Here is a 21,781-nt window from a genome sequence, read left to right as displayed (position 1 = left end):
TCAGAACTTCACGCTGGGCGGCGCGGCGTCCATCGCGGTGCGGCTCTCGGTCCCGACATCGAAGAATTCGCGTGGCTGGAAACCGAACTGGCGCGCCAGCAGCACGGCGGGGAAGCTCTCGATCGAGGCGTTGTATTCGCTGACCGCGCTGTTGAAGAAGCGGCGCGCGGCGGCAAGCTTGTTCTCGATGTCGGACAGCTCGGTCTGAAGCTGCTGGAAGTTCGCGTTGGCCTTGAGGTCGGGATAGGCTTCGGACAGGGCGATGAGGCGTCCGAGCGCGCCGGTGAGCTGGGCTTCGGCCTGGGCCTGCTGCGGCGAGCCCTGCGGCGCGGACAGGGCCGTGTTGCGCGCCTGAACGACCGCCTCGAGCGTGCCCTTCTCATGGGCGGCGTAGCCCTTCACCGTCTCGACCAGGTTCGGGATCAGGTCATGACGCTGCTTCAGCTGGACGTCGATGTCGGCGAAGGCCTGATTGGCGCGCTGCCGGCGGGTGACGAGCCCGTTATAGACGCCGACGGCCCAGAGAACGAGGCCGATCAGAATAATGAGTAGAATCCAGCCCATGCTCATATATATCCCCTTCGACGGCGTCCTCTGCGCATTTTTGCGATGTTCGCACAGTTCGCCGCCTTAGGGGAAGACGAGTTGAAGCCATGAATGCTCCCGCCAAAGCTTCGCGCGCCCTGCGCCTGCACGCCTCAGACAATGTCATGGTCGCGGTCGACCAACTCGATCCCGGCGCAGTCATCGAAGGGGTCAAGGTTTCGGAGCGCGTGCCGCGCGGCCACAAGATGGCGACGGCGCCGATCCCTGCCGGCGCGCCGGTGCGCAAGTTCGGCCAGATCATCGGCTTCGCCTCGAAGCCGATCGCGCCCGGCGAATGGGTGCATGAGCATAATTGCGGCATGGGCGGCGTGCATGGCGATTTCGGCCGCGACTATCGTTTCGCGCAGGAGGCGAAGGAGGAGATCATTCTCCCGCTCTCGCAGCAGGCGACGTTCGAGGGCTATCGCCGCGCCAACGGCAAGGTCGGCACGCGCAATTATATCGGCATCCTGACGTCAGTGAACTGTTCAGCGACGGTCGCGAAATTCATGGCGCAGGAGATCGAGCGCTCGGGAATTCTCGACGACTATCCCAACATCGATGGAGTCATCCCGCTGGTGCATGGCGGCGGCTGCGCGCTCGACGTGAAGGGCGAGGGCTATGAGGTCCTGAAGCGCACCCAGTGGGGCTACGCCACGAACCCGAACATGGCGGGCGTGGTGATGGTCGGTCTTGGCTGCGAAGGTTTCCAGATCGGCCGCTGGAAGGACGCCTATGGCGTCGCTGAAAGCGAGATGTTCCGCACCATGACCATCCAGGAGGTCGGCGGTACGAAGAAGACCGTCATGGCCGGCGTCGCCGCCATCAAGGAGATGCTGCCGGTTGCAAATAAAGCAACTCGCGAGACGGTGTCGGCGTCAGAGCTCGTGCTTGCGTTGCAATGCGGCGGCTCCGACGGCTATTCCGGCATCACCGCGAACACGGCGCTTGGCGCGGCGGTCGATCTGCTCGTCCATCACGGCGGCACGGCGATCCTGTCGGAGACGCCTGAAATCTACGGCGCCGAACATCTTCTCACTGCGCGCGCGAAGAACCGCGAAGTCGGCGAGCAGCTCGTCGACTGCATCAAGTGGTGGGAGGAATACACCGAGCGCAACAAAATGGAGATGAACAACAATCCGTCTCCAGGAAATAAACTCGGCGGCCTCACGACGATTCTGGAGAAGTCGCTCGGCGCCGCCGCGAAAGGCGGCACCACGACGTTGAACGCCGTGTATCGCTACGCGGAACCGGTCACCGCCAAAGGCTTCGTCTATATGGATACGCCGGGCTATGATCCCGTCGCCGCGACAGGACAGGTGGCCGGCGGCGCGAATATTCTCTGCTTCACCACCGGCCGCGGCTCGGCCTATGGCTGCAAGCCGACGCCGTCAATCAAGCTCGCGACCAACAGCGCCATGTATCATCACATGATCGACGACATGGACATCAATTGCGGCGACGTCGTTGATGGCGTGTCGATCGAGGAGAAGGGCAAGGAGATTTTCGAGCGCGTGCTGCGCGTCGCGTCAGGCGAGCGCAGCAAATCGGAAGAGCTCGGTTACGGCGACGCTGAGTTCGTGCCCTGGACGATCGGCGCGACAATGTAACCAAACAACAATGTACCCAGACAAAGAGAATAATATCTCCGCCGCGTGAAGGCGCGCCGGCTTTTTGCATCATTCACGCAGATTTCAAACGCTTACGTGTTTCACCTTATTCTCGCCTGGCGCGCCAAAGATTACGAATCGAGCGCCGGGACTTTGATTTGAGCGCATTGGTTGGGGACATGACGTCGGAATTGGAACAGAACGTCGAGAAGTTGCGCCATGCCTATCGCATGTGGCGCGACACCAAGGGCGACAGCGTCGACATCTGGCTTTCCCTCTGCGCCAACGAGATCGCATTCGGCTCGCTCATTCAGGGCGCAAGCCCCATGGAATACATGAACTTCGCCACGACGCGCGAAGACATCAGGGACTATCTCACCAATATCGTCGATAACTGGGAGATGCTGGAGTTCGAGGCGGAGCATTTCGTCGCTCAGGGCGATCGTATCGTGATGCTGGGTTATTGCAGTTGGAAGTCGCGGGCGACCGGCAAGAGCGTGTGGACTCCGAAAGCCGATTCCTGGCGCTTCAAAGACGGCAAGGCCGTTGAGTTTTACGAATTCTTCGACACGGCGCGGGCGCTGGCTGCGGCGCGGCCCGACGAACTGCATTGAACATGCGTTGATGTGAAATAAAAAAAGGCGACGCAACACGCCGCCTTTTTAGTTTGGTTGCAGTGTTACGCAGCGCGGACGTGCGGACGGCCGCCAAGCGATTCCGGCAACACGGCAGGCTTCACGGCAAGAGCGCCATCGCCAATGAGCGCGTGAGCGAGCGCCGCAACCGCAAGGAACGCCGGATATTCCCAGCCGCCATTCGGAACGTTGAACAGCCAGCCGTTCGGCGCATGCACCATCAGGGCGCCGAGCAGCACCGGCAGCAGCGCGACCGACGCGACGCGGCCATAAAAGCCAACCAGGATCGCGACGCCGCCGATCAGCTCGGCGAGGATGGTTGGCCAGGCGAGGAAGGTCGGCAAGCCGATCTGCGCAAGAAAGCCCTGGAAGCCGGGCACGGTGAAGACCGCGAGCTTGAGATAGGCGTGTGCGATGAACATGACGCCGAGCGCGACGCGCAACACTAGGACGCCGTAGGGGGCAAGACGGGTGTCGATCATGGCAATCTCCAGATGGACCGGGGCGGTCCGTGTGAAGCGGAAAATGCCGATTTCGATTTTGCAAATCAATCGACCTGATTGCACGATCAAATTTGCACTGACGCAAGAACTTGCCCATGGCCCGCCGGCGGGAACACTCTATCTCTGCGTCCAACAGGCCCATCCCACGGCAGGAGGACATCCATGGCCCGCAACGGCATCCACCACGTCACGGCGATCGCGGGACCCGCGCGCCGTAATTATGATTTTTATACCCGCACGCTCGGGCTCCGCTTCGTCAAGAAGACGGTGAATTTCGACGATCCCGGCACCTATCACTTCTATTTCGGCGACGAGACCGGCCAGCCCGGCACGATCCTGACCTTCTTCCCCTGGGAGCATGTCGCGCCCGGTCAGCTCGGCGTTGGCGAGACCCAGGAGACGAGCTTCCGCATCCCCGAAAGCGCCATCGGCTACTGGACCCATCGCCTGCTCGAAAAGGGCGTCGCCCATGAGCCGGCGCGCAAATCTTTCGGCGAGACGGTGATCTCGTTCAGGGATCCAGACGGCATGCGGCTCGCGCTCGTCAGCGTTCCCGGCGCGGAAAGCGAGGAAGCTTGGTCGGACGGCGAAATCCCGGTCGAATATGCCATTCGCGGCTTCCATGGCGTCACACTTCTGCTGAAGAAGGGCGACGCGACGGCGGCAATCCTGACCGACGTGTTCGGCTTCAACGAAGTCGCCCGCGAAGAGGCGACCATCCGGCTGAAGGCGGGCGACACCGAGATCGGCGGCATCGTCGATCTCCGCGTTGTCGGCGATTTCCCACGCGGACGTCAGGGCGGCGGCTCGGTGCATCACATCGCCTTCCGCGCCGCGGACGACGCCGCGCAGGCGGAGATGGCGCGCAAGCTCGCGGAGAAGCACGGTGTGCATACGACCGAGCAGAAGGACCGCAACTATTTCCGCTCGGTCTATTTCCGCGAGCCCGGCGGCGTGCTGTTCGAGATCGCGACCGACATTCCCGGCTTCGCCGCGGATGAGCCGGTCGAGTCGCTCGGCCTGGCGCTGAAGCTGCCGGCGCCGCTCGAACCGCTGCGCGACAAGATCGAAGCCGTGCTGCCGGAGCTCGCGTGATGGCCGCGATCGCTGCTGACAGGAGAGCTCCGACGGAGCTCTCCTTCCTTCACCGCTTCGAGCCGGCGACGGCCGAAAGCCGCCCGCCGCTGCTGCTCCTGCACGGCACCGGCGGCGACGAGAACGACCTGATCTCGCTCGGCCGCATGGTCGCGCCGGGGTCGGCCTTGCTCTCGCCGCGCGGCAAGGTGCTGGAGAATGGCATGCCGCGCTTCTTCCGCCGGCTGGCGGAAGGCGTCTTCGACGAAGAGGACGTGATCAGGCGCGCCAACGAACTGGCCGACTTTGTCGCCGAGGCCCGCAAAGCTTACGGGCTCGCGACGCCGATCGCGGTCGGCTTCTCCAATGGCGCGAACATCGCCGCGGCGATGCTGCTGCTCCGGCCCGAGGCTCTGGCCGGCGCGGCCCTGCTGCGGGCGATGACGCCGCTGTCCGAGCCGCCCAAAGCCGATCTCACGGGCAAGCCCGTGCTCATCCTCTCTGGCGCGATGGATTCGATCGTGCCGGCCGATAATTCCGGCCGGCTGGCCGATATCCTGACGGAAGCCGGCGCGGATGTCAGGCGTCAGGTCCTCCCGGCCGGCCACGGGCTCACCCAGGCCGACGCGACGATTGCGGCGCGCTGGTTCGCGGAACGCTAAAAAACCTCGCCGGGCAGGCTCAGGCAGCCTGTCCGGCGAGATGCCTGAACATGTGGGCGCGGGCCTCGTCGTCCATCTGCGCCTTGAATTTGCCGGCCTGCGCTTCGCGGAACGCGTTGACGCGCTGCGTCGCCGGACGCGCGTTGATCTCGTCGAACAGTCGCTTGAGATTCGGCAGACCAGTCCAGGCGTCGTCGCCAAGAATGAACGTCGTCATGCGCGCCCAGCCCCAGACCTGCATGTCGATGATCGAATAGGCGTCGCCGAGCATGTAGCGCCGGCTCGCAAGCCTCTCGTTGAGAATATCAAGATGGCGCTTCGCCTCGAACTGGTATCGCGTGTTCGCGTAAGGGATCGGCTCCGGCGCGAAATTCTTGAAATGCACCGCCTGGCCGAGAAATGGCCCCATCCCTGACGCGACGAACATCAGCCATGACAGCATTTCACCACGCGCCGCCGGATTATTCGCGGGCATGAATTTTCCGGTCTTCTCGCCGAGATAGAGCAGGATCGCGTTGCTGTCGAAGACGACTGTCTCGCCGTCCTTGATCGCCGGCACCTTGCCGTTCGGATTGATCGCGAGAAAATCCGGCGCGAACTGCTCGCCCTTGCGCGCGTCGACGGCGATCGCCTCATAGGGAAGCTCCGCCTCTTCGAGGAACAGCGCGACCTTCATCGGGTTCGGCGACAGGTTGAAATAGAACTTGATCATGGTCAGCCTCATGGGATGGCCGATATTCCGCCGGCCGCGCGCGTGGGACAAGCAGATCGTGCGCAGAACCGCCCGGCGCAAACGCCTTAGCGGGCGGCCGGAAACGACCTCATGCGACAATCGCGCCCCGCGCCCAACCTTGCCAAATGTTAAATTCCACGCGAACGAACGGCAGGATATGGTGCGGTATGGAGTGCGAGTCGGTGTCAGCCTGGCGCAGCGTCCCCGGTCGGCTGCGTCGAGCCGACGCGGGTTCTGTGCGAATTGGGCTGACGACGGCTTTCGCGGCCCTTGCGCTCGCCGGATGCGCCGATCCCTCCGCTGATCGCAGCCTGACCTTCATCATTCCGCAGCGCTATTCCGAACCGCCGGGCCGCACATCCGAACCGCGCCTCGATCGCTGGTGGACGCGCTTTCGCTCATCCGAGCTCAACCGGCTGGTGGCGATGGCCGAGGGCGGCAACTTCGATATCGCCACGGCGATGGCGAGGCTCGATCAGGCCGACGCGCAGGCACGCGTATCGGGCGCGGCGCTTTTTCCGACCGTTGGATTTTCCGCCGACGCGCAGGACTCGCGCAGCTCCGGCACAACGCAGACCGGCTTCATCAGTTCGCCGAAGCCGCGCGGCTCGCTCGATGTCGGCCTGAGCGCCAGCTACGTGCTCGATATCTGGGGCAAGCTGCGCGACTCAAAGCGCGCGGCCGAAATGACGGCGCAAGCCTCCGCCTTCCAGATCGACGCCGTGCGTCTCACCACGCAGGGCAGCGTGATCAACGCCTATCTGCAATATGCGCTCGCGCTCGAAGAGCTGCGCATCGCCAACGACAATCTGCGCAGCGCCGAGCGTATTCTCGGCGTCATCCAGCAACGACTTTCGGCCGGCACCGGCACGGCGCTCGACATCGCCCAGCAGGAGTCGCTCGTCGCCAACCAGCGCGCCTCGATTCCGCCTTTGCGGCAGACGGCCGCAAATGCGCGCACGACGCTGGCGCTGCTCGTTGGCCGGCCGCCTCAGGGATTCGAGGTTCGCGCCGCCGCGTTTGGCGGACTCGCGGCGCCTCGCGTTGCGCCCGGAATACCTTCGGCGCTCCTGCTGCGCCGCCCTGACATTCGCGCGGCCGAAGCCTCGCTCGCCGCCGCCGACGCCAATCTCGACGCCGCGCGCAAGGCGCTGCTGCCGTCGATCGAACTGACCGGACAGGGCGGCTTCCAGAGCGCCATGCTGCGCACGCTGTTCCGGCCGGAATCGGCTTTCTTTTCCATCGCGGCCGGGCTGACGCAGACAGTTTTCGATGGCGGCAAGCTGCAATCTCAGGTCGATCTCAGCGACGCGCAGCGGCGCGAACTCCTCGAGACCTATCGCAAATCGATCGTATCTGCGTTGACCGACGTCGAGAATGCGCTGGTCGCCATCCGTGAGAGCGATCGCCGCGACGCCGCCCTTCGCGTCTCCGTCGACAAGGCGCGCACCGCCTTCAACCTCTCGGAGGAAAGGCTGCGCCAGGGCACTATCGATCTCGTGACGCTATTGAACACACAACAGACGCTTTTTCAGGCTCAAACTTCATTGGCCCAGAGCCGCTTCTCGCGGTTACAGGCCTCCGTCAGCCTGTTTCAGGCGCTGGGCGGCGATTTCGCCGACCGGCCGCAAGTGACGCGGATCGCGCGAAACGATAAGGCGGGAGCGAACGGCCTCTTGAACAGCACGGCGCCGATGGCGGAGGAACCCCAGCGATGAGGTGGTCGCGTGTCCTTCTGCTGTCTGTCTGCGCGGCTGGCGCAAGCTTCGGCGGCGCCTGGTGGTGGTTTCATCAGGAGCAGGCTCCAACGCAGGGACAGCAGGCCGGTCCGGGCAGAGGCGGAGGAGGCCGCGGTGGCGGCCGGCGGTTCGGCGGCGGCTCGCCTGACGAGACCGTTCCTGTTCTCGCCTCGAAAGTGATCGCGCGCGACGTGCCGGTGCATCGCGACGGCATCGGCAACGTGCAGGCCTACGCCTCGATCACGGTGCGCTCGCAGGTCGACGGCCGGCTTCTCTCGGTTGAGTTTCGCGAAGGCCAGGACGTGAAGGCCGGCGACGTGCTCGCCCGCATCGATCCCGCGATCTATCAGGCGCAGTATGATCAGGCGGTCGCCAAGAAGGCGCAGGACGAGGCCAACGTCGCCAACGCCCGCATCGATCTCGAACGTTACGAAAAGCTCGCCGCGACCAACGCCGGCTCAAAGCAGCAGGCTGATGGCCAGAAAGCGATGGTGGCGCAGCTCGAAGCGCAGATCAGGTCCGATCAGGCGGCGATCGACAACGCCAAGACCTATCTCAACTACACGACGATCCGCTCGCCTATTGATGGACGCACGGGCATCCGCCTCGTCGACGCCGGAAACATCGTCCGCGCGGGCGACGCGACCGGCATCGTGACGATCGCGCAGGTGAAGCCGATCTCCGTGCTGTTCTCGCTGCCGCAGCGCGATTTCGGCGCCGTCAATGAGGCGATGGCCAAGGGCGAGGTGAAGGTCGAGGCGATGGAGGCGGACGGCCGCAGCTCCATCGCTGTCGGGACGCTCGAAGTCGTCGACAACCAGATCGATACGACGACCGGCACGTTCAAGCTCAAGGCCCGTTTCGCCAACGAACAGCTCAAGCTATGGCCCGGGCAATTCGTCAGCGCGCGCGTGCAGGTGGCGCTGCTCGCTCAGGCGAAGGTCATTCCGACGCCCGCGCTGCGACGCGGCCCCGATGGCTTCTTCGTCTATATCGTCGACGCCGACTCCAAGGCGATGGTGCGGCAGGTGAAGGCGTCGCTGCAGGACGAAGAGATCGCCGTCATCACGGACGGCCTGCAGACGGGCGAGTCCGTCATCACGACAGGCTTCGCGCGCCTGTCGAACGGCAAGGCGATCAGCGTGTCCGGCGGCGAGCCGGGCGAAGCGCCGGCTGTTGCGCCACCGCCGCGCCCGCAGCGTCCCAACGGCGAGCAGCCGCAGGAGCGCCGGCGACGCAACAACAACACCGACGGCGGACAAACCTCCGGCGATCAGCCCGCCCGAGGTCAGCGACAGCGATCATGAGCGTCTCGGCGCCCTTCATCGCGCGGCCGGTGGCGACGACGCTGCTCGCCGTCGCGGTGCTGATCGGCGGCGTGCTCGGCTATCGCAATCTGCCCGTCGCGTCGCTGCCGCAGGTCGATTTTCCAACAATCGCCGTGACGACTGCGCTGCCCGGCGCCGACCCCGAGACCATGAGCGCGCTCGTCACCGCGCCGCTCGAACGCCAGCTCGGCCAGATTCCGGCGCTGACGACGATGACCTCGACGAGCTCGTTCGGCTTGAGCCAGGTCACACTGCAATTTAATCTCGATCGCGATATCGATGGCGGCGCGCAGGATGTGCAGGCCGCGATCAACGCCGCGGGCTCGACGCTGCCGCGCACGCTGCCCTACCCGCCGGTCTATGCGAAAGTGAATCCAGCCGACGCGCCGATCATGACGCTGGCGATTACTTCTCCGACCGTTCAGCTTCGCGATCTCTCCGACTCCGCCGACAGCCTGCTCGCGCAGCGCCTGAGCGAAATCTCTGGCGTCGGCCATGTCACCATTCAGGGCGGCCTCAAACCCGCTGTGCGCGTGCAGGCCGATGTGTCCGCGCTCGCGAGCCTGAATATGAGCATGGAGGATCTGCGCACGGCGGTCTCCGGCGCCAATGTGTCTTCGCCGAAAGGATCGCTCGACGGCAAGAGCCAGGCCTACGCAATCGCCGCGAACGATCAGATCACCACGGCGAAGGCTTACTCGATGGTCACCATCGCCTATCGCAACGGCGCGCCGATCCTGCTTCGCGACGTCGCCAAGGTGACGGACGGTTTCGAAAATGAGCGCATTGGCGCCTGGCTCACCGGCTCGCCGGCCGTGATTCTCGACATCCAGCGGCAGCCCGGCGCGAACATCGTCGCCACCGTCGACCGCATCAAGGCCGAGCTGCCGCGGCTCTCGCGCTCATTGCCACAGGACGTGACGCTCGCGGTGGTTTCAGACCGCACCGGCGCGATCCGCGCCTCCGTGAAGGATGTGCAGTTCACGCTGGCGCTCAGCGTCGGCCTGGTCATTCTCGTCGTGCTGCTGTTCCTGCGCACCTGGTCGGCGACGATCATCGCCGGCGTCGCGCTGCCGCTGTCGCTGATCGGCGCGTTCGGCGTGATGTATTTCGCAGGCTTCAGCCTCGACAATCTTTCACTGATGGCGCTGACCATCGGCTCGGGCTTCGTCGTCGACGACGCGATCGTGATGATCGAGAACATCGCCCGCCACCGCGAGGAAGGCGAGGATGACGAGACGGCCGCCTACAAAGGCTCGGCCGAAATCGGCTTCACCGTGATTTCGCTGACCGCGTCGCTGCTCGCGGTGTTCATTCCGCTGCTGTTCATGAGCGGCCTTGTCGGCCGCATGTTCCGCGAATTTGCGCTGACCCTCTCGATCGCCGTCGTCGTGTCGGCGATCGTGTCGCTGACGCTGACGCCAATGATGTGCGCGAAACTCCTGCGCCATCACGTCGAGAAGAAGGTCGACAAACCCGGCCTCGTCGCGCGCATGGGAGACGGCCTCGCCTGGGCTTACGAGCGTTCGCTCGCTTTCGTGCTGCGCTGGCAGGGCGCGACGCTGGCGGTGACGTTTCTGACGCTTGGCGTCACCATCGGGCTCTATGTCTGGATGCCCAAGAGCTTCCTGCCCGATCAGGATACGGGCCTGATCAATGTGGTGATCCGCGCCTCGCCGGACGCATCCTTTGCCGCCATGACGCAGTATCAGGCGCAGGCCGTTGAAGCGATTCGCGCGATTCCCGAGGTGGAATCCGTCAGCGCCGTCGTCGGGACCGGTTCCGCGAACCCGACGCCGAATGCGGCGAGCCTCACCGTATCGCTGAAGCCGCATGCCGAGCGCGCGCGCTCGGCGCGCACTGTGTCTCATGAGGTTGAAGAGAAGCTCGAACGGGTTCCGGGCCTCATCGCTTTCGTCAAGCCGGTGCAGGACGTGCAGATCGCGACGCGCTCGTCCTGGAGCCAGTATCAATATACGCTCGTCGGAACGAGCGGCGCCGAAGTGCGGCGCTGGTCAGCGCGTCTGATGGACGTGTTGCGCGCTGATCCGCGCTTCCGCAATGTCGCGTCGATCGAAGAGGATCAGGGCCTGACGACGCGCGTCAATGTCGACCGCATCAAGGCGGGCCAGTTCGGCGTGTCGATGCAATCGATCAGCGATGTGTTGAACGACTCTTTCGCGCAACGCCAGATTTCCACCATCTATGGCCAGGCAAACCAGTATCGCGTCGTGCTCGAAGTTGATCCGCGCTATCGCGTCGATCCCAATACGCTGGGTTCGATGCGGTTTCCGGGCTCCGCGGTGAACCAGTCGACCTCGACCATCCAGCAGACCACGACGACCACGCTCAGCACCGCGTCGACGCAGGTGCCTCTGGCAAGCTTCGCGGCGCTGGAGCGCGTGACGTCGCCGCTCGCGGTCAGCCGGCAGGAGCAGTTCCCCGCCGCGACCATCAGCTTCGATCTTGCCGAGAGCCAATCGCTCGGCGACGCGGTGACCGCCATCGCCGACGCGGAAAAATTGATCGGCATGCCCGATACGATCAGCGGCTCCTTCTTCGGCGAAGCGGCGGAATTCAAATCCTCTTTGGCGAACCAGCCGCTGCTCATCCTCGCCGCGGTGATCGCGATCTATATCGTGCTCGGCGTGCTTTATGAGAGCTTCATTCATCCGATCACGATTCTTTCGACGCTGCCGTCCGCCGGCATCGGCGCATTGCTGGCGCTGACCGTCGTCGGCGAGCATCTCACTGTGATTGGCGTCATCGGCATCGTGCTGTTGATGGGCATCGTGAAGAAGAACGCGATCATGATGATCGATTTCGCGCTCGACGCCGAACGCAAACGCGGCCTGTCCTCGCATGACGCGATCGTCGAAGCCTGCCGGCTGCGTTTCCGCCCGATCATGATGACCACGCTCGCCGCTCTGTTCGGCGCGCTGCCGCTCGCGCTCGCCGAAGGTCCCGGCGCGGAGCTGCGCATGCCGCTCGGCGTCTCGATCATCGGCGGCTTGCTGCTCAGCCAGGCGCTCACGCTTTACACGACGCCGGTGATCTATCTCGCGCTCGATCGGCTGCGCCGCCATCGCACAGAGCCGCAGCAAATGTCGCTCGCGCTCGACCCGACGCCGGGGGAATGACGCATCGATGAACCTGTGCGAGCCCTTCGTCCGCAGACCCGTCGCCAGCACCTTGCTGGCGATCGGTCTTCTGCTGATCGGCTTCGTCGCCTACGGCCAGTTGCCGGTCTCCAGCCTGCCGACCGTCGATCTCCCGACCATTCGCGTCAGCGCCAGCCGGCCAGGCGCCGACCCCGAGACCATGGCGTCGAGCGTCGCGGCGCCGCTGGAGCGCCGGCTCGCGACCATCGCCGGCGTCACCGAAATCACGTCACGCAGCAATCTCGGCTCCACCACCATCGCCGTGCAGTTCGATCTCGCGCGCCCGATCGACAAGGCGGCGCAGGATGTGCAGTCCGCGATCAATGCGTCGATGACGGACCTGCCCTCCGACATCCCGACCTTGCCGACATTCAGGAAAGCGAATCCCGCCGCGCAACCGATCCTCATTCTGGCGCTGACCTCGCAGACCATTCCGACAAGCGGCCTCTATGACGCCGCCGACACCGTGCTGGTGCAGCGCCTGTCGCAAGTGCAGGGCGTCGCCGAAGCCTCCGTCAGCGGCGCGGAACAGCCCGCGGTGCGCGTCGAAGTCGACCCCACAGCTATCGCAGCCGCCGGTTTCACGCTCGACCAGATCCGCACAGCGATCGTCAACGCCAATGCCATGGGGCCGCTCGGCGCATTCGACGGGCCGCATCAGGCGGAGACGATCCGCCTCAACGCGCAAATGAACGGCGCCGACGCCTACAAGACGCTGACTTTGCGCGGCTCGAACGGCACGGTGGTTCGGCTGACCGACATCGCGAAGGTGACGCAGGGCGTGCGCAACATCCGCGCCGCCGGAACCTACGACGGCCGCCCCGCCGTGCTGATCACGATCACAAAGGCGGCGGACGCCAACGTCGTCGAGACGGTTCGCCGCATCAATGCGCTGCTGCCTGATCTCAAGCGCTGGATTCCCGAAGACATCGATGTGCAGGTGATGTCCGATCGCACGGTGACGCTGCGCGCCAGCATCGTCGACATGCAGAAGACGCTGCTTCTGTCGATCGGCATGGTGATGGCGATCGTCTTTCTTTTCCTTGGCCGCACGGTGCCAACGCTCGCCGCCGGCGTGACCATCCCCCTCGCCTTCGCCGGCGCGTTCGCCGGCATGTGGCTTGCGGGCTTCACCATCGACAATCTCTCGCTGATGGCGCTCGCCATCTCCGTCGGATTCGTTGTCGAGGATGCGATCGTTGTCATCGAGAGCGTCATCCAGCGCATCGAGAAGGGCATGCCGCCGCTACAGGCGGCCATCGAAGGCGCCGGCCGCATCGCATTCACCGTCGTCGCAATCAGCCTCTCGCTTGTCGCCGCCTTCGTGCCGCTGTTTTTCATGGGCGGCATCGTCGGAAAATTCTTCCAGGAATTCTCGCTCACCGTCGCCTACGCCATCGCCGCTTCGACGCTGGTCGCGCTCAGCGTCACGCCGATGATGTGCGGCCAGCTTCTCAAGGCGCATCCGGAGACGGGTTTTTCCGCGAGGCTTCAGGACGGCATGAAACACGCGATCGATTGGGTCGCTGGCCTCTATGTGCGTTCGCTGAAATTCGCGCTGCGCGCGTCCTGGGTTCTGCTCCTTGTCATGGCGGGCACGATCGGCTGGACGGTTCACCTCTTCCAGACATTGCCGAAGGGCTATTTTCCGCAGGACGACACAGGGCTGCTGTTCGGCTGGGCGGAAGCCTCCACCGACACCTCGTTTGAAGCGCTGAAGCAATTGCAGGAGCGCGCTGCGGCGATTGTCTCAGCCGATCACGGCGTCGCCCATGTCGGCTCCTTCATGGGCTCCTCCGGCTGGATCTCGGGCGGCAATTCCGGCCGCCTGTTCGTCAGCCTCAAACCGGTCGACGAGCGCAAGGAATCGGTGCAGCGAGTCATCGCGCGCCTGCGTAATTCACTGCGGAGCGTCACCGGCCTCAGCGTCTATCTCACGCCGGTGCAGGATGTGCGCGCCGGCGGCCGACAGGGAAAATCGGATCAGCAATTCACGCTCTGGAGCGCTGATCTCAACGAATTGCGCACATGGGCGCCCAAAGTGGCGGAGCGGCTGCGCTTGATTCCCGGCCTGACCGACGTCTCCACCGATCAGGAGGCCGGCGGTCTTCAGATCACGCTCGCGATTGATCGCGACGCCGCGGCGCGACTCGGCGTCAGCATCTCGGCGATCGACGCCGCCTTGAATAATGCGTTCTCGCAGCGCCAGATCGTCACCATCTATGCCGAGCGCAACCAGTATCGCGTGGTGATGGCGACGTCGCCCCGCGACTATGGCGACCCCAGCGCGATCGACAAGGTATTCGTCACCAACTCCAAGAACAAGCAGGTGCCGCTGAGCGGCCTCGTCAGACGCGAGACCACGCTCGCGCCTCTCGTGGTCAACCATCAGGGGCAGTATCCCTCGATTACGGTCACCTACACGCTGCAACCTGACGCTTCGCTGGGCCAGGTGACGCAGGAGATTCGTCAGGCGGTTGCGGAGCTGCATTTGCCTGAAACTCTGCATGCGGATTTCGCTGGCGACGCCGCCGTTTTCACGCGCAGCGCCAATGATCAGACGGTGCTCATCGTCGCGGCGCTGATCACGATCTATATCCTGCTCGGCATCCTCTATGAGAGCTTCGTCCACCCGCTGACGATTCTCTCGACCTTGCCGTCCGCCGGGCTTGGCGCGCTGCTGGCGCTGCAATTCGCCGGCGTCGATCTGACGCTCGTCGCGCTGATCGGCGTCATCCTTCTCATCGGCATCGTGAAGAAGAACGGCATCATGCTGGTCGATCAGGCGCTCGTCGCGCGCCGCGCCGGCGCGTCGCCGCGTGACGCGATCCTGTCAGCCGCCCACGACCGTTTCCGCCCCATCACCATGACGACGCTCGCAGCGATGCTCGGCGCGCTGCCGCTGCTGCTCGGCGAGGGGCCGGGCTCCGAGTTGCGCCGGCCGCTCGGCATCACCATCGTCGGCGGCCTCTTCGTGTCACAATTGCTGACGCTTTACACGACGCCGGCGATCTATCTCGCCTTCGACCGGCTCTCTGAAAGGGTCAATCGCTGGCGCGGCAAGGCGCCTTCGCGCGTTGCCGCCGCTCCCGTTCCGGCGGAATAGCGATCAGGGAATCTCGACCGCGACGGCCTTGCCCGACTTCATGCTGTTGACGGCGGCCACGCCGCAGAGAACCGACATGGCGCCGGCGCGCGCGCCCGCCTTCTGACCCAGCGGGTCCTCCTGATCCGGCTTGAACATCATCGTCTGCAGCGCGACGTCGCCGCCGAAATGCCCGCCAGTCTGGTGCGGCACGCGCACGCGCTCGACGCCGATGAAATTCTTGATGACAAGAATCTCGTCATAATCAGGCGTCTCCCAAGGCTGGCGCTCATACTGCCTGATCTCGATGCGGCCCTTATGGCCGTTGAAGGCGAGATGATAGCCTTCGATCGGCATGAAGGTGTTCAGCGAATAGGAGACCTGGACATTGTTGGAATAGAGGATCGACGCGTTCATTGTATCAGGGATGTTGATATCTTCGCGGAACACGCAGGCGTCGCGCAAATATCCGTCCTCATTCGACGGCTCCTCGTAAAGCATCTCGAGCCATTCGCTCTTGCCGATATCGAAATAGTAGCCGCACTCCTTCTTGTAGACGCAGGTCTTGCAACGCGTGCCGCGAAATTTGCCGTTGCGGCCGTAATGGACGAGATCGCCGCGCGCGAAAACCTCCTTTGGATCGGCACCAAGATACCAGTTCAGCAAATCGAAATGATGGGTCGCCTTATGGACGAACAGGCTGCCCGAATTCTCGATATAGGCGTGCCACCGGCGGAAATAATCCGCGCCGTGCTGGGTGTCGAGATACCAGTGGAAATCGACCGATGCGATGTCGCCGATGACGCCGGAGGCGAGCAGCGTCTTGATGGTTCTCGCGGTCGGCGCGAAGCGATAGTTGAAGGCGACTTCGACCTTGCGCCCGGTGCGCTTTTCCGCATCGAGAATGCGGCGGCATTTCTCCGCCGTCGTCGCCATCGGCTTTTCCGTAATGACGTCGCACCCGGCTTCAAGCGCCTGGACGATGTGATCATCATGCCGATAGTCGGGCGTGCAGACGATGACGGTGTGCGGGCGCGTCTTCGCCAGCATCTCGCCGAGATCGGTGAACATCGGCGCATCGACGCCGATCGCCTTGCGGGCGCGCGCCATGCGCAGCTCGTTGATGTCGCAGACGCCGGCGTAATCGATCCAGTCGCTGCACAAGGCGACAAGCTCGCGGCCCCAGGTTCCCGCGCCGCGATGGCCGGCGCCGACCAGCGCCACGCGCCGCTTGTTCGAGAGTTTCGGATCCGCGTCCGCGCGCGCCGTTTCGCCCGATGCCGCCACAGCTTCGCTCCCTTGATCGCAGCTTGCCTGAAGACCGCCGCCTTGACTTTTAGCACGGCTCCAAACTAGCTTGTAACCGGTCGGTTACAAGAAGGCGGACGCATATCCGCCAACAAAAAAGAGAGACGGTTGCATGACCGTTTCGCGCCAGGGGACGGAAATCGCTCGCGCTGCGCCCTTCACGCGCGGCGGGTTGTCGCATGATGCGCAATGGGCCCTCTCCTTCTCCGCGCGTGAGGTCGCCGCTGTCTCGGCAAGCACGAGGCCCGCGCGATTGCGCGCGCTCGCATTTCGGCCGTCGAACGGCGAGAACGAGGAGGAACCGTCATGACATCATCGCACCTGACGCGCCGGCGGCTGATGCAATCTGGCGCGGTGGTCGCCGCCGCTGCTGGCGGATGGTCGCCGGCCTTCGCTGAAGATGTGCGCCTGCGCGTCTTCTGGTGGGGCTCGAAAGAGCGCGCCGAACGCACCGACAAGGTGAACGCGCTTTATCAGCAGAAAAATCCCGGCGTCACCGTCGCCGGCGAGTCGCTGGGATGGACGGATTACTGGCCGCGCCTCGCCACGCAATCGGCCGGCCGCAACGCCGCCGATCTCATTCAGATGGATTATCGCTATATCTTCGAATATGCGCGCCGCGGCGGGCTCATGGCGCTTGATCCCTTTGTCGGCAAGCAGCTCGCACTGAACGAATTCAGCCAGGCCGCCGTCGACAGCGGCAAGGTCGATGGGAAAATCTACGGCATCAGCCTCGGCCTCAACTCGACGGCGATGATCTACGACAAGACTGCGATCGAGGCTGCGGGCCTCAAGGTTCCAACCTGGAACATGTCGTGGCAGGAGATCGGCGATTTCGCCGTCGAGCTCACCAAGGCGACAAAGAAGAAGGATTATTTCGGCATTCATGACGGCGGCCGCTATGAGCCGGCGCTTGAGGTGTTTCTGCGTCAGCGCGGACGCGAACTCTACAATGAGGAAGGCAAGCTCGGCTTCGGCGAGGCCGACATCGGCGACTGGTTCGCTCTCTGGGATGGCCTGCGCAAGCGCGGCGGCTGCGCCACGGCCGAAGTGCAGGCGCTCGAGATGGGCGAGATCGATACAAGTCTCTTGACGCTCGGCAAGTCGGCGATGGTGCTCGCGCACTCCAATCAACTTGTCGGCTTCCAGGCGCTGAGCAAGGGCAAGCTGGCGCTGAGCATGTATCCCTCTGGCGGCGCCGGCGCGAAGCCGGGACAATATCTCAAGCCGTCGCAGCTCATGAGCGTCTATTCCAGAACGAAGTCGCCGGAAGCGGCGGCGAAGCTGCTCGACTTCTTCGTCAATGATCTCGAAGCCGGCCGCACCCTTGGCGTCGAGCGCGGCGTTCCCGCCTCCAACGCCGTGCGCAAGGCGATCGAGCCCACCCTCGACGAACTCAGCAAGAGCATGGCCGACTATGTCGCCTTCGTCAGCGACAAGGTGAGCGCGCTGCCGCCGCCTCCGCCGCAAGGCGCCGGCGAGATCCAGCTCGTGCTGCGCAAGGTGAACGAGCAGATCGGCTTCAACCGTCTCTCGGTCGCCGATGGCGCCAAGCAATTCATGGCCGAGGCGAAAGGCGTTCTCGCGCGCGGCTGAAGACGGAATGTCGATTGCAATTTCCCATCGCGCTGCGCGCGCCGAGCGCGCAGCGGGCTTCTCATTCTTCCGCTGGCGCGGAGGCGCAGGATATATGTTCCTGTTGCCCTGGTTCGCGGGCTTCTTCGGCCTGACGCTCGGGCCGGCGGTCGCCTCGCTCTATCTCTCCTTCACCGATTTCGACTTGATCCGCGATCCGCGCTGGATCGGCGCGGCGAATTATGTGCGCATCGCCACCAACGATCCGAAATTCGCTGCAGCGATGGGCGTGACCTTCTTCTATGTCGCGCTCGCCGTGCCCCTGAAGCTCTGCTTTGCACTCGCCATCGCGCTGGTGCTCAACCGCGGCATCGCCGGCCTGCCGATCTATCGCGCCATCTTCTATTTGCCGTCGCTGCTGGGCGCGAGCGTTGCGATCGCCGTGCTCTGGCGGCAGTTGTTCGCCGGCGATGGGCTCGTCAACAAATTCCTCGCGATCTTCGGCGTGGAGGGATCGAGCTGGATCTCCAATCCCAGCTATTCGCTCTATACGCTCGTCGCGCTGAGCGTCTGGCAGTTCGGCTCGCCGATGATCATTTTCCTCGCCGGCCTGCGCCAGCTGCCGAAGGAGATTTACGAGGCGGCGTCGATCGATGGCGCCAGCACGCAGCAGCAATTCTGGAAGATCACACTGCCGATGCTGACGCCGGTGATCTTCTTCAACGGCGTGGTGCAGACCATCGACGCCTTCAAGGCGTTCACGCCGGCCTTCATCATCAGCGGCGGCACAGGCGGGCCAATCGATTCGACCCTGTTCTACACGCTCTATCTCTATCAGGAGGCGTTCGCGCTATTCCGCATGGGCTACGCCTCGGCGCTGGCCTGGATTCTCGTGCTGATCATCGCGGCCTTCACCGCCTTCGCTTTCCTGTCGCAGCGCTATTGGGTGCATTATGGCGAATGATGCGACGCTTCATGCCGACGCTCCGCGCCGCGACGGTGACTGGAGCCGCACGCTCGCCTTCCACATCGCGCTCTGCGCCGCGTCGATCCTGATGCTCTATCCGCTGCTCTGGATGCTCGCGAGCTCCTTCAAGCCGGAAAGCGATATTTTCTCCAGCGCCTCGCTCTGGCCCGCAGGGTTCAGTCTCGATTCCTATTTCCGCGGCTGGGGCGGCCTGCAGGTGAGTTTCGGTCGCTTCTTCGTCAACTCCTTCATCGTCTCGCTCCTGTCGGTGATCGGCAATGTGCTGTCCTGTTCGCTCGCGGCCTACGCCTTCGCGCGCCTGAAATTCCCCGGCCGCAACTTCTGGTTCGCGCTGATGCTGGGCACGCTGATGCTGCCCTATCACGTCACGCTGATCCCTCAATATATCCTCTTCCTCAACCTCGACTGGATCGACACTTTTCTCCCGTTGGTGGTTCCGAAGTTTCTCGCCGCCGACGCCTTCTTCATCTTCTTGCTGGTGCAATTCTTCCGCACCATTCCGCGCGAACTCGATGAAGCCGCCATGATCGATGGCGCCGGCGCCTGGCGCATCTACTGGATGGTGGTGCTGCCGCTCTCGGTGCCGGCGCTCGCGACCGCCGCCATCTTCACCTTCATCTTCACCTGGGACGATTTTTTCGGACCGCTCGTCTATCTCAACGATATGCGCTCCTACACGGTGCAACTCGGCCTGCGCAGCTTCGTCGACTCCACCGGCAAGTCCGACTGGGGCGCCCTGCTCGCCATGTCGACGCTGACGTTGTTGCCGGTTTTCGCCTTCTTCGTCTTCTTCCAGAAGCTGCTCATCCAGGGCATCGCGACCACAGGATTGCGCGGCTGAACCCGTCCGCTTGACAAAGCCGGGCGCAAGGGGCCTAAGTCACCGATCGGTTACTTAGATTGGAAGCGGTCCAGACGAGACCGCCTGAGGGAGCGACCAAGTGGCGAAATCGCGCGCAATCGCCTGGCTGGATTCCGCCTGGGCGCGGCCGGTCGCGCTGCTCGCGATCATTGTCGTGCTGTGGGAGATGGGCGTACGGATCTTCAATATTCCACCCTATCTCATCCCGCGCCCCTATGACGTGATCAAAGCCTTGTGGGACGAAGGCGACATGCTGCTCGCCCAGGCCGCGCCGACCACGATCGCGACCGTCGGCGGCTTCGCGCTCTCCGCCATCATCGGCATTCCGCTCGCCATGTTGATCGCGGGATCGCGCACGGTGGAAGCCTATCTCTATCCGCTGCTCGTCTTTTCCCAATCCATTCCGAAAGTCGCGATCGCGCCGCTCTTCGTCGTCTGGTTCGGCTTCGGCATGACGCCGAAGGTGATTTCCGCCTTTCTGCTCGGCGTATTTCCCGTCGTCGTCGCCGGCGTGCAGGGCTTCAAATCGGTTGAGCCTGACATGCGCGATCTCGCCCGCGCCATGAAGGCGTCGTGGCTGCAGACCTTCACCATGGTCAACCTGCCCCATGCGATGCCGGCGATTTTCGCCGGGCTCAAAGTGTCTGTGACGCTCGCCGTCGTCGGCGCCGTGGTCGGCGAATTCGTCGGCGCGAATTCCGGCATCGGCTTTGTGCTGCAGCGCTCGATCGGCAATTTCGAACTGCCGACCATGTTCGCTGCGCTCGTCATTCTCGCGCTAATCGGCGTGATCCTGTTCTGGATCGTCGATCTCTGCGAGAGGCTCGTGGTGCCGTGGCATGCGAGCCATCGCAATGAATTTCAAGCAACCGCCTGATCAAGAGCGGATCATCACAACGCATTGGAGGAAACGATGAATAAAAGAGATTTGCTGAAGGTTTCGGCGCTGGCGCTTGGCGCAGCGCTCACATTCGCCGCGCCGGCGCGCGCCGCCGATAAGGTGACGCTGCTGCTGAACTGGTATGTCTATGGCGAGCATGCGCCCTTCTATTACGGCAAGGAGAATGGCATCTTCGCGCAGGAAGGCATCGATCTCGACATTCAGGAAGGCCGCGGTTCGGCTGTGACCATTCAGGCCGTCGCGGCGAAGACGGTCCCCTTCGGCTATGCCGACGTTCCCACCATGATCCGCGCCGCCGTGAAGGGCGCGCCCGTGACGACGTCGGGCGTCGCGCTTCAGCGCAACCCGATGTCGGTGATGGGCTTCTCGGACAAGAACATCAAGAAGCCCGACGACATCAAGGGTAAGATCGTCGCCACCACGCCGGGCGATTCCATGTCGCAGATCTGGCCGCTCTTCCTGAAGAAGACGGGCCTGAAGGAGAGCGATTTCCGCATCGTCTCGGGCGATGCGCAGACCAAGCTCAACGCCGTGATCAACGGACAGGCCGACCTGCTGCTCGGCTATTCCATGGACCAGAGCATGAAGATCAAGGACGCGACGGGAAAGAGCGTCTATCCCATCATGTTCGCGGATTACGGGATCAACATGATCTCCTCAGGCGTGATCGTTCACAAGGACACGCTGAAGGACAATCCCGATCTCGTGAAGCGCTTCATGCGCGCGGCGACGCGCTCCATCGAAGCGGCGGAAAAAGCGCCAGGCGAGGCAGCCGATTCGATCCTTCGCGCGCTGCCGAAGGCCGGCAAGAAAGAAACGATCCAGGAAGGTTTCGAGCTGACGATTCCGCTCTATCGCACCGATGAGACCAAGAGCGCGCGGCCGTTCCAGGTCTCCGACGGCAACATGGCGGACTCCGTCAACCTGCTCGTCGAATATGGCGGCGTGGACGCGTCGGCGAAGAACGATCCGAAGACATTTTACACCCGCGATTTCCTGCCGCCGGCCGGCGTCACCAACTGACGATGGCGC

Annotated in this window: 17 protein-coding genes; 13 read left to right on the top strand and 4 right to left on the bottom strand. The window is 63.7% G+C overall.

What is annotated here, in order from left to right; genetic code table 11:
• A complete protein-coding gene (locus L8F45_RS00515) occupies positions 1–570 on the bottom strand; it encodes a LemA family protein (protein ID WP_342360937.1) in 570 nt (189 codons plus the stop codon).
• 83 nt (positions 571–653) lie between these two features.
• Here L8F45_RS00515 and L8F45_RS00510 point away from each other — a divergent pair, with 83 nt between their 5' ends.
• Both L8F45_RS00510 and L8F45_RS00505 read left to right on the top strand, forming a co-directional pair.
• Positions 654–2,195, top strand: coding sequence for a UxaA family hydrolase (locus L8F45_RS00510; RefSeq protein ID WP_342360936.1), 1,542 nt, complete (start codon positions 654–656; stop codon positions 2,193–2,195).
• A 179-nt stretch (positions 2,196–2,374) separates the two neighbouring features.
• Positions 2,375–2,809, top strand: coding sequence for a nuclear transport factor 2 family protein (locus L8F45_RS00505; protein ID WP_342360935.1), 435 nt, complete (start codon positions 2,375–2,377; stop codon positions 2,807–2,809).
• A 65-nt stretch (positions 2,810–2,874) separates the two neighbouring features.
• On the opposite strand, the gene L8F45_RS00500 is transcribed toward L8F45_RS00505, so the two are convergent.
• Positions 2,875–3,312: a DoxX family protein gene (locus L8F45_RS00500; protein WP_342360934.1), complete on the bottom strand. Its 438-nt coding sequence runs from the start codon at positions 3,310–3,312 to the stop codon at positions 2,875–2,877.
• A 183-nt stretch (positions 3,313–3,495) separates the two neighbouring features.
• Between L8F45_RS00500 and L8F45_RS00495 the strand changes: the two genes are divergently transcribed.
• Both L8F45_RS00495 and L8F45_RS00490 read left to right on the top strand, forming a co-directional pair.
• Positions 3,496–4,428 (top strand): ring-cleaving dioxygenase, encoded by a 933-nt coding sequence (locus L8F45_RS00495; protein WP_342360933.1) that lies wholly within the window; start codon positions 3,496–3,498, stop codon positions 4,426–4,428.
• Complete coding sequence (locus L8F45_RS00490) at positions 4,428–5,069, top strand: alpha/beta hydrolase (RefSeq protein WP_342360932.1); 642 nt, start codon at positions 4,428–4,430, stop codon at positions 5,067–5,069. The genes L8F45_RS00495 and L8F45_RS00490 overlap by 1 nt, the downstream gene beginning before the upstream one ends.
• Before the next feature lie 19 nt (positions 5,070–5,088).
• Here the strand turns inward: L8F45_RS00490 and L8F45_RS00485 are convergent, their stop codons facing one another.
• Entirely contained in the window at positions 5,089–5,781 is a 693-nt protein-coding gene (locus L8F45_RS00485; protein WP_342360931.1) for a glutathione S-transferase family protein, read from the bottom strand.
• Between the two features lie 257 nt (positions 5,782–6,038).
• Here L8F45_RS00485 and L8F45_RS00480 point away from each other — a divergent pair, with 257 nt between their 5' ends.
• The 4 genes from L8F45_RS00480 to L8F45_RS00465 are packed head-to-tail and all read left to right on the top strand — an operon-like array spanning position 6,039 to position 15,136.
• Entirely contained in the window at positions 6,039–7,520 is a 1,482-nt protein-coding gene (locus L8F45_RS00480) for an efflux transporter outer membrane subunit (protein WP_342360930.1), read from the top strand.
• The gene (locus L8F45_RS00475; protein WP_342360929.1) at positions 7,517–8,848 is read left to right on the top strand and encodes an efflux RND transporter periplasmic adaptor subunit; all 1,332 of its coding nucleotides are present in this window, start codon (positions 7,517–7,519) and stop codon (positions 8,846–8,848) included. The genes L8F45_RS00480 and L8F45_RS00475 overlap by 4 nt, the downstream gene beginning before the upstream one ends.
• A complete protein-coding gene (locus tag L8F45_RS00470) occupies positions 8,845–12,009 on the top strand; it encodes an efflux RND transporter permease subunit (protein ID WP_342360928.1) in 3,165 nt (1,054 codons plus the stop codon). The genes L8F45_RS00475 and L8F45_RS00470 overlap by 4 nt, the downstream gene beginning before the upstream one ends.
• A 7-nt stretch (positions 12,010–12,016) precedes the next feature.
• Complete coding sequence (locus tag L8F45_RS00465) at positions 12,017–15,136, top strand: efflux RND transporter permease subunit (protein ID WP_342360927.1); 3,120 nt, start codon at positions 12,017–12,019, stop codon at positions 15,134–15,136.
• Between the two features lie 3 nt (positions 15,137–15,139).
• Here L8F45_RS00465 and L8F45_RS00460 read toward each other — a convergent pair whose 3' ends face one another.
• Positions 15,140–16,402 carry a Gfo/Idh/MocA family protein gene (locus tag L8F45_RS00460; RefSeq protein ID WP_342360926.1) on the bottom strand — a complete coding sequence of 421 codons (1,263 nt, stop codon included), beginning with the start codon at positions 16,400–16,402 and terminating at the stop codon, positions 15,140–15,142.
• A 327-nt stretch (positions 16,403–16,729) separates the two neighbouring features.
• Between L8F45_RS00460 and L8F45_RS00455 the strand changes: the two genes are divergently transcribed.
• The 5 genes from L8F45_RS00455 to L8F45_RS00435 all read left to right on the top strand — a co-directional run bounded on the left by L8F45_RS00455 (position 16,730) and on the right by L8F45_RS00435 (position 21,772).
• Positions 16,730–18,019: an ABC transporter substrate-binding protein gene (locus tag L8F45_RS00455; protein WP_342360925.1), complete on the top strand. Its 1,290-nt coding sequence runs from the start codon at positions 16,730–16,732 to the stop codon at positions 18,017–18,019.
• A gap of 94 nt (positions 18,020–18,113) precedes the next feature.
• Positions 18,114–18,962, top strand: a complete 849-nt coding sequence (locus L8F45_RS00450; RefSeq protein WP_425330049.1) for a carbohydrate ABC transporter permease — start codon at positions 18,114–18,116, stop codon at positions 18,960–18,962.
• Between the two features lie 91 nt (positions 18,963–19,053).
• Positions 19,054–19,827, top strand: coding sequence for a carbohydrate ABC transporter permease (locus tag L8F45_RS00445; RefSeq protein WP_342363589.1), 774 nt, complete (start codon positions 19,054–19,056; stop codon positions 19,825–19,827).
• Between the two features lie 100 nt (positions 19,828–19,927).
• Entirely contained in the window at positions 19,928–20,725 is a 798-nt protein-coding gene (locus L8F45_RS00440) for an ABC transporter permease (protein WP_342360924.1), read from the top strand.
• A gap of 36 nt (positions 20,726–20,761) precedes the next feature.
• Positions 20,762–21,772: an ABC transporter substrate-binding protein gene (locus L8F45_RS00435; RefSeq protein ID WP_342360923.1), complete on the top strand. Its 1,011-nt coding sequence runs from the start codon at positions 20,762–20,764 to the stop codon at positions 21,770–21,772.
• Positions 21,773–21,781: the final 9 nt, after the last annotated feature.

Source organism: Terrirubrum flagellatum (assembly GCF_022059845.1).
In the GTDB taxonomy this organism is placed as follows: Bacteria; Pseudomonadota; Alphaproteobacteria; order Rhizobiales; family Beijerinckiaceae; genus Terrirubrum; species Terrirubrum flagellatum.
The sequence above is the reverse complement of the archived record's forward strand: the minus strand, read 5'-3'. Positions and strand labels throughout refer to the sequence as shown.

Bases quoted from the DNA above. Each gene is read 5' to 3' on its own strand.
- L8F45_RS00465 (WP_342360927.1), top strand. From the start codon at position 12,017: ATGAACCTGTGCGAGCCCTTCGTCCGCAGACCCGTCGCCAGCACCTTG.
- L8F45_RS00445 (WP_342363589.1), top strand. From the start codon at position 19,054: ATGCTCTATCCGCTGCTCTGGATGCTCGCGAGCTCCTTCAAGCCGGAA.
- L8F45_RS00475 (WP_342360929.1), top strand. From the start codon at position 7,517: ATGAGGTGGTCGCGTGTCCTTCTGCTGTCTGTCTGCGCGGCTGGCGCA.
- L8F45_RS00470 (WP_342360928.1), top strand. From the start codon at position 8,845: ATGAGCGTCTCGGCGCCCTTCATCGCGCGGCCGGTGGCGACGACGCTG.
- L8F45_RS00490 (WP_342360932.1), top strand. From the start codon at position 4,428: ATGGCCGCGATCGCTGCTGACAGGAGAGCTCCGACGGAGCTCTCCTTC.
- L8F45_RS00505 (WP_342360935.1), top strand. From the start codon at position 2,375: ATGACGTCGGAATTGGAACAGAACGTCGAGAAGTTGCGCCATGCCTAT.
- L8F45_RS00455 (WP_342360925.1), top strand. From the start codon at position 16,730: ATGACATCATCGCACCTGACGCGCCGGCGGCTGATGCAATCTGGCGCG.
- L8F45_RS00485 (WP_342360931.1), bottom strand. From the start codon at position 5,781: ATGATCAAGTTCTATTTCAACCTGTCGCCGAACCCGATGAAGGTCGCG.
- L8F45_RS00515 (WP_342360937.1), bottom strand. From the start codon at position 570: ATGAGCATGGGCTGGATTCTACTCATTATTCTGATCGGCCTCGTTCTC.
- L8F45_RS00495 (WP_342360933.1), top strand. From the start codon at position 3,496: ATGGCCCGCAACGGCATCCACCACGTCACGGCGATCGCGGGACCCGCG.
- L8F45_RS00510 (WP_342360936.1), top strand. From the start codon at position 654: ATGAATGCTCCCGCCAAAGCTTCGCGCGCCCTGCGCCTGCACGCCTCA.
- L8F45_RS00500 (WP_342360934.1), bottom strand. From the start codon at position 3,312: ATGATCGACACCCGTCTTGCCCCCTACGGCGTCCTAGTGTTGCGCGTC.
- L8F45_RS00450 (WP_425330049.1), top strand. From the start codon at position 18,114: ATGTTCCTGTTGCCCTGGTTCGCGGGCTTCTTCGGCCTGACGCTCGGG.
- L8F45_RS00435 (WP_342360923.1), top strand. From the start codon at position 20,762: ATGAATAAAAGAGATTTGCTGAAGGTTTCGGCGCTGGCGCTTGGCGCA.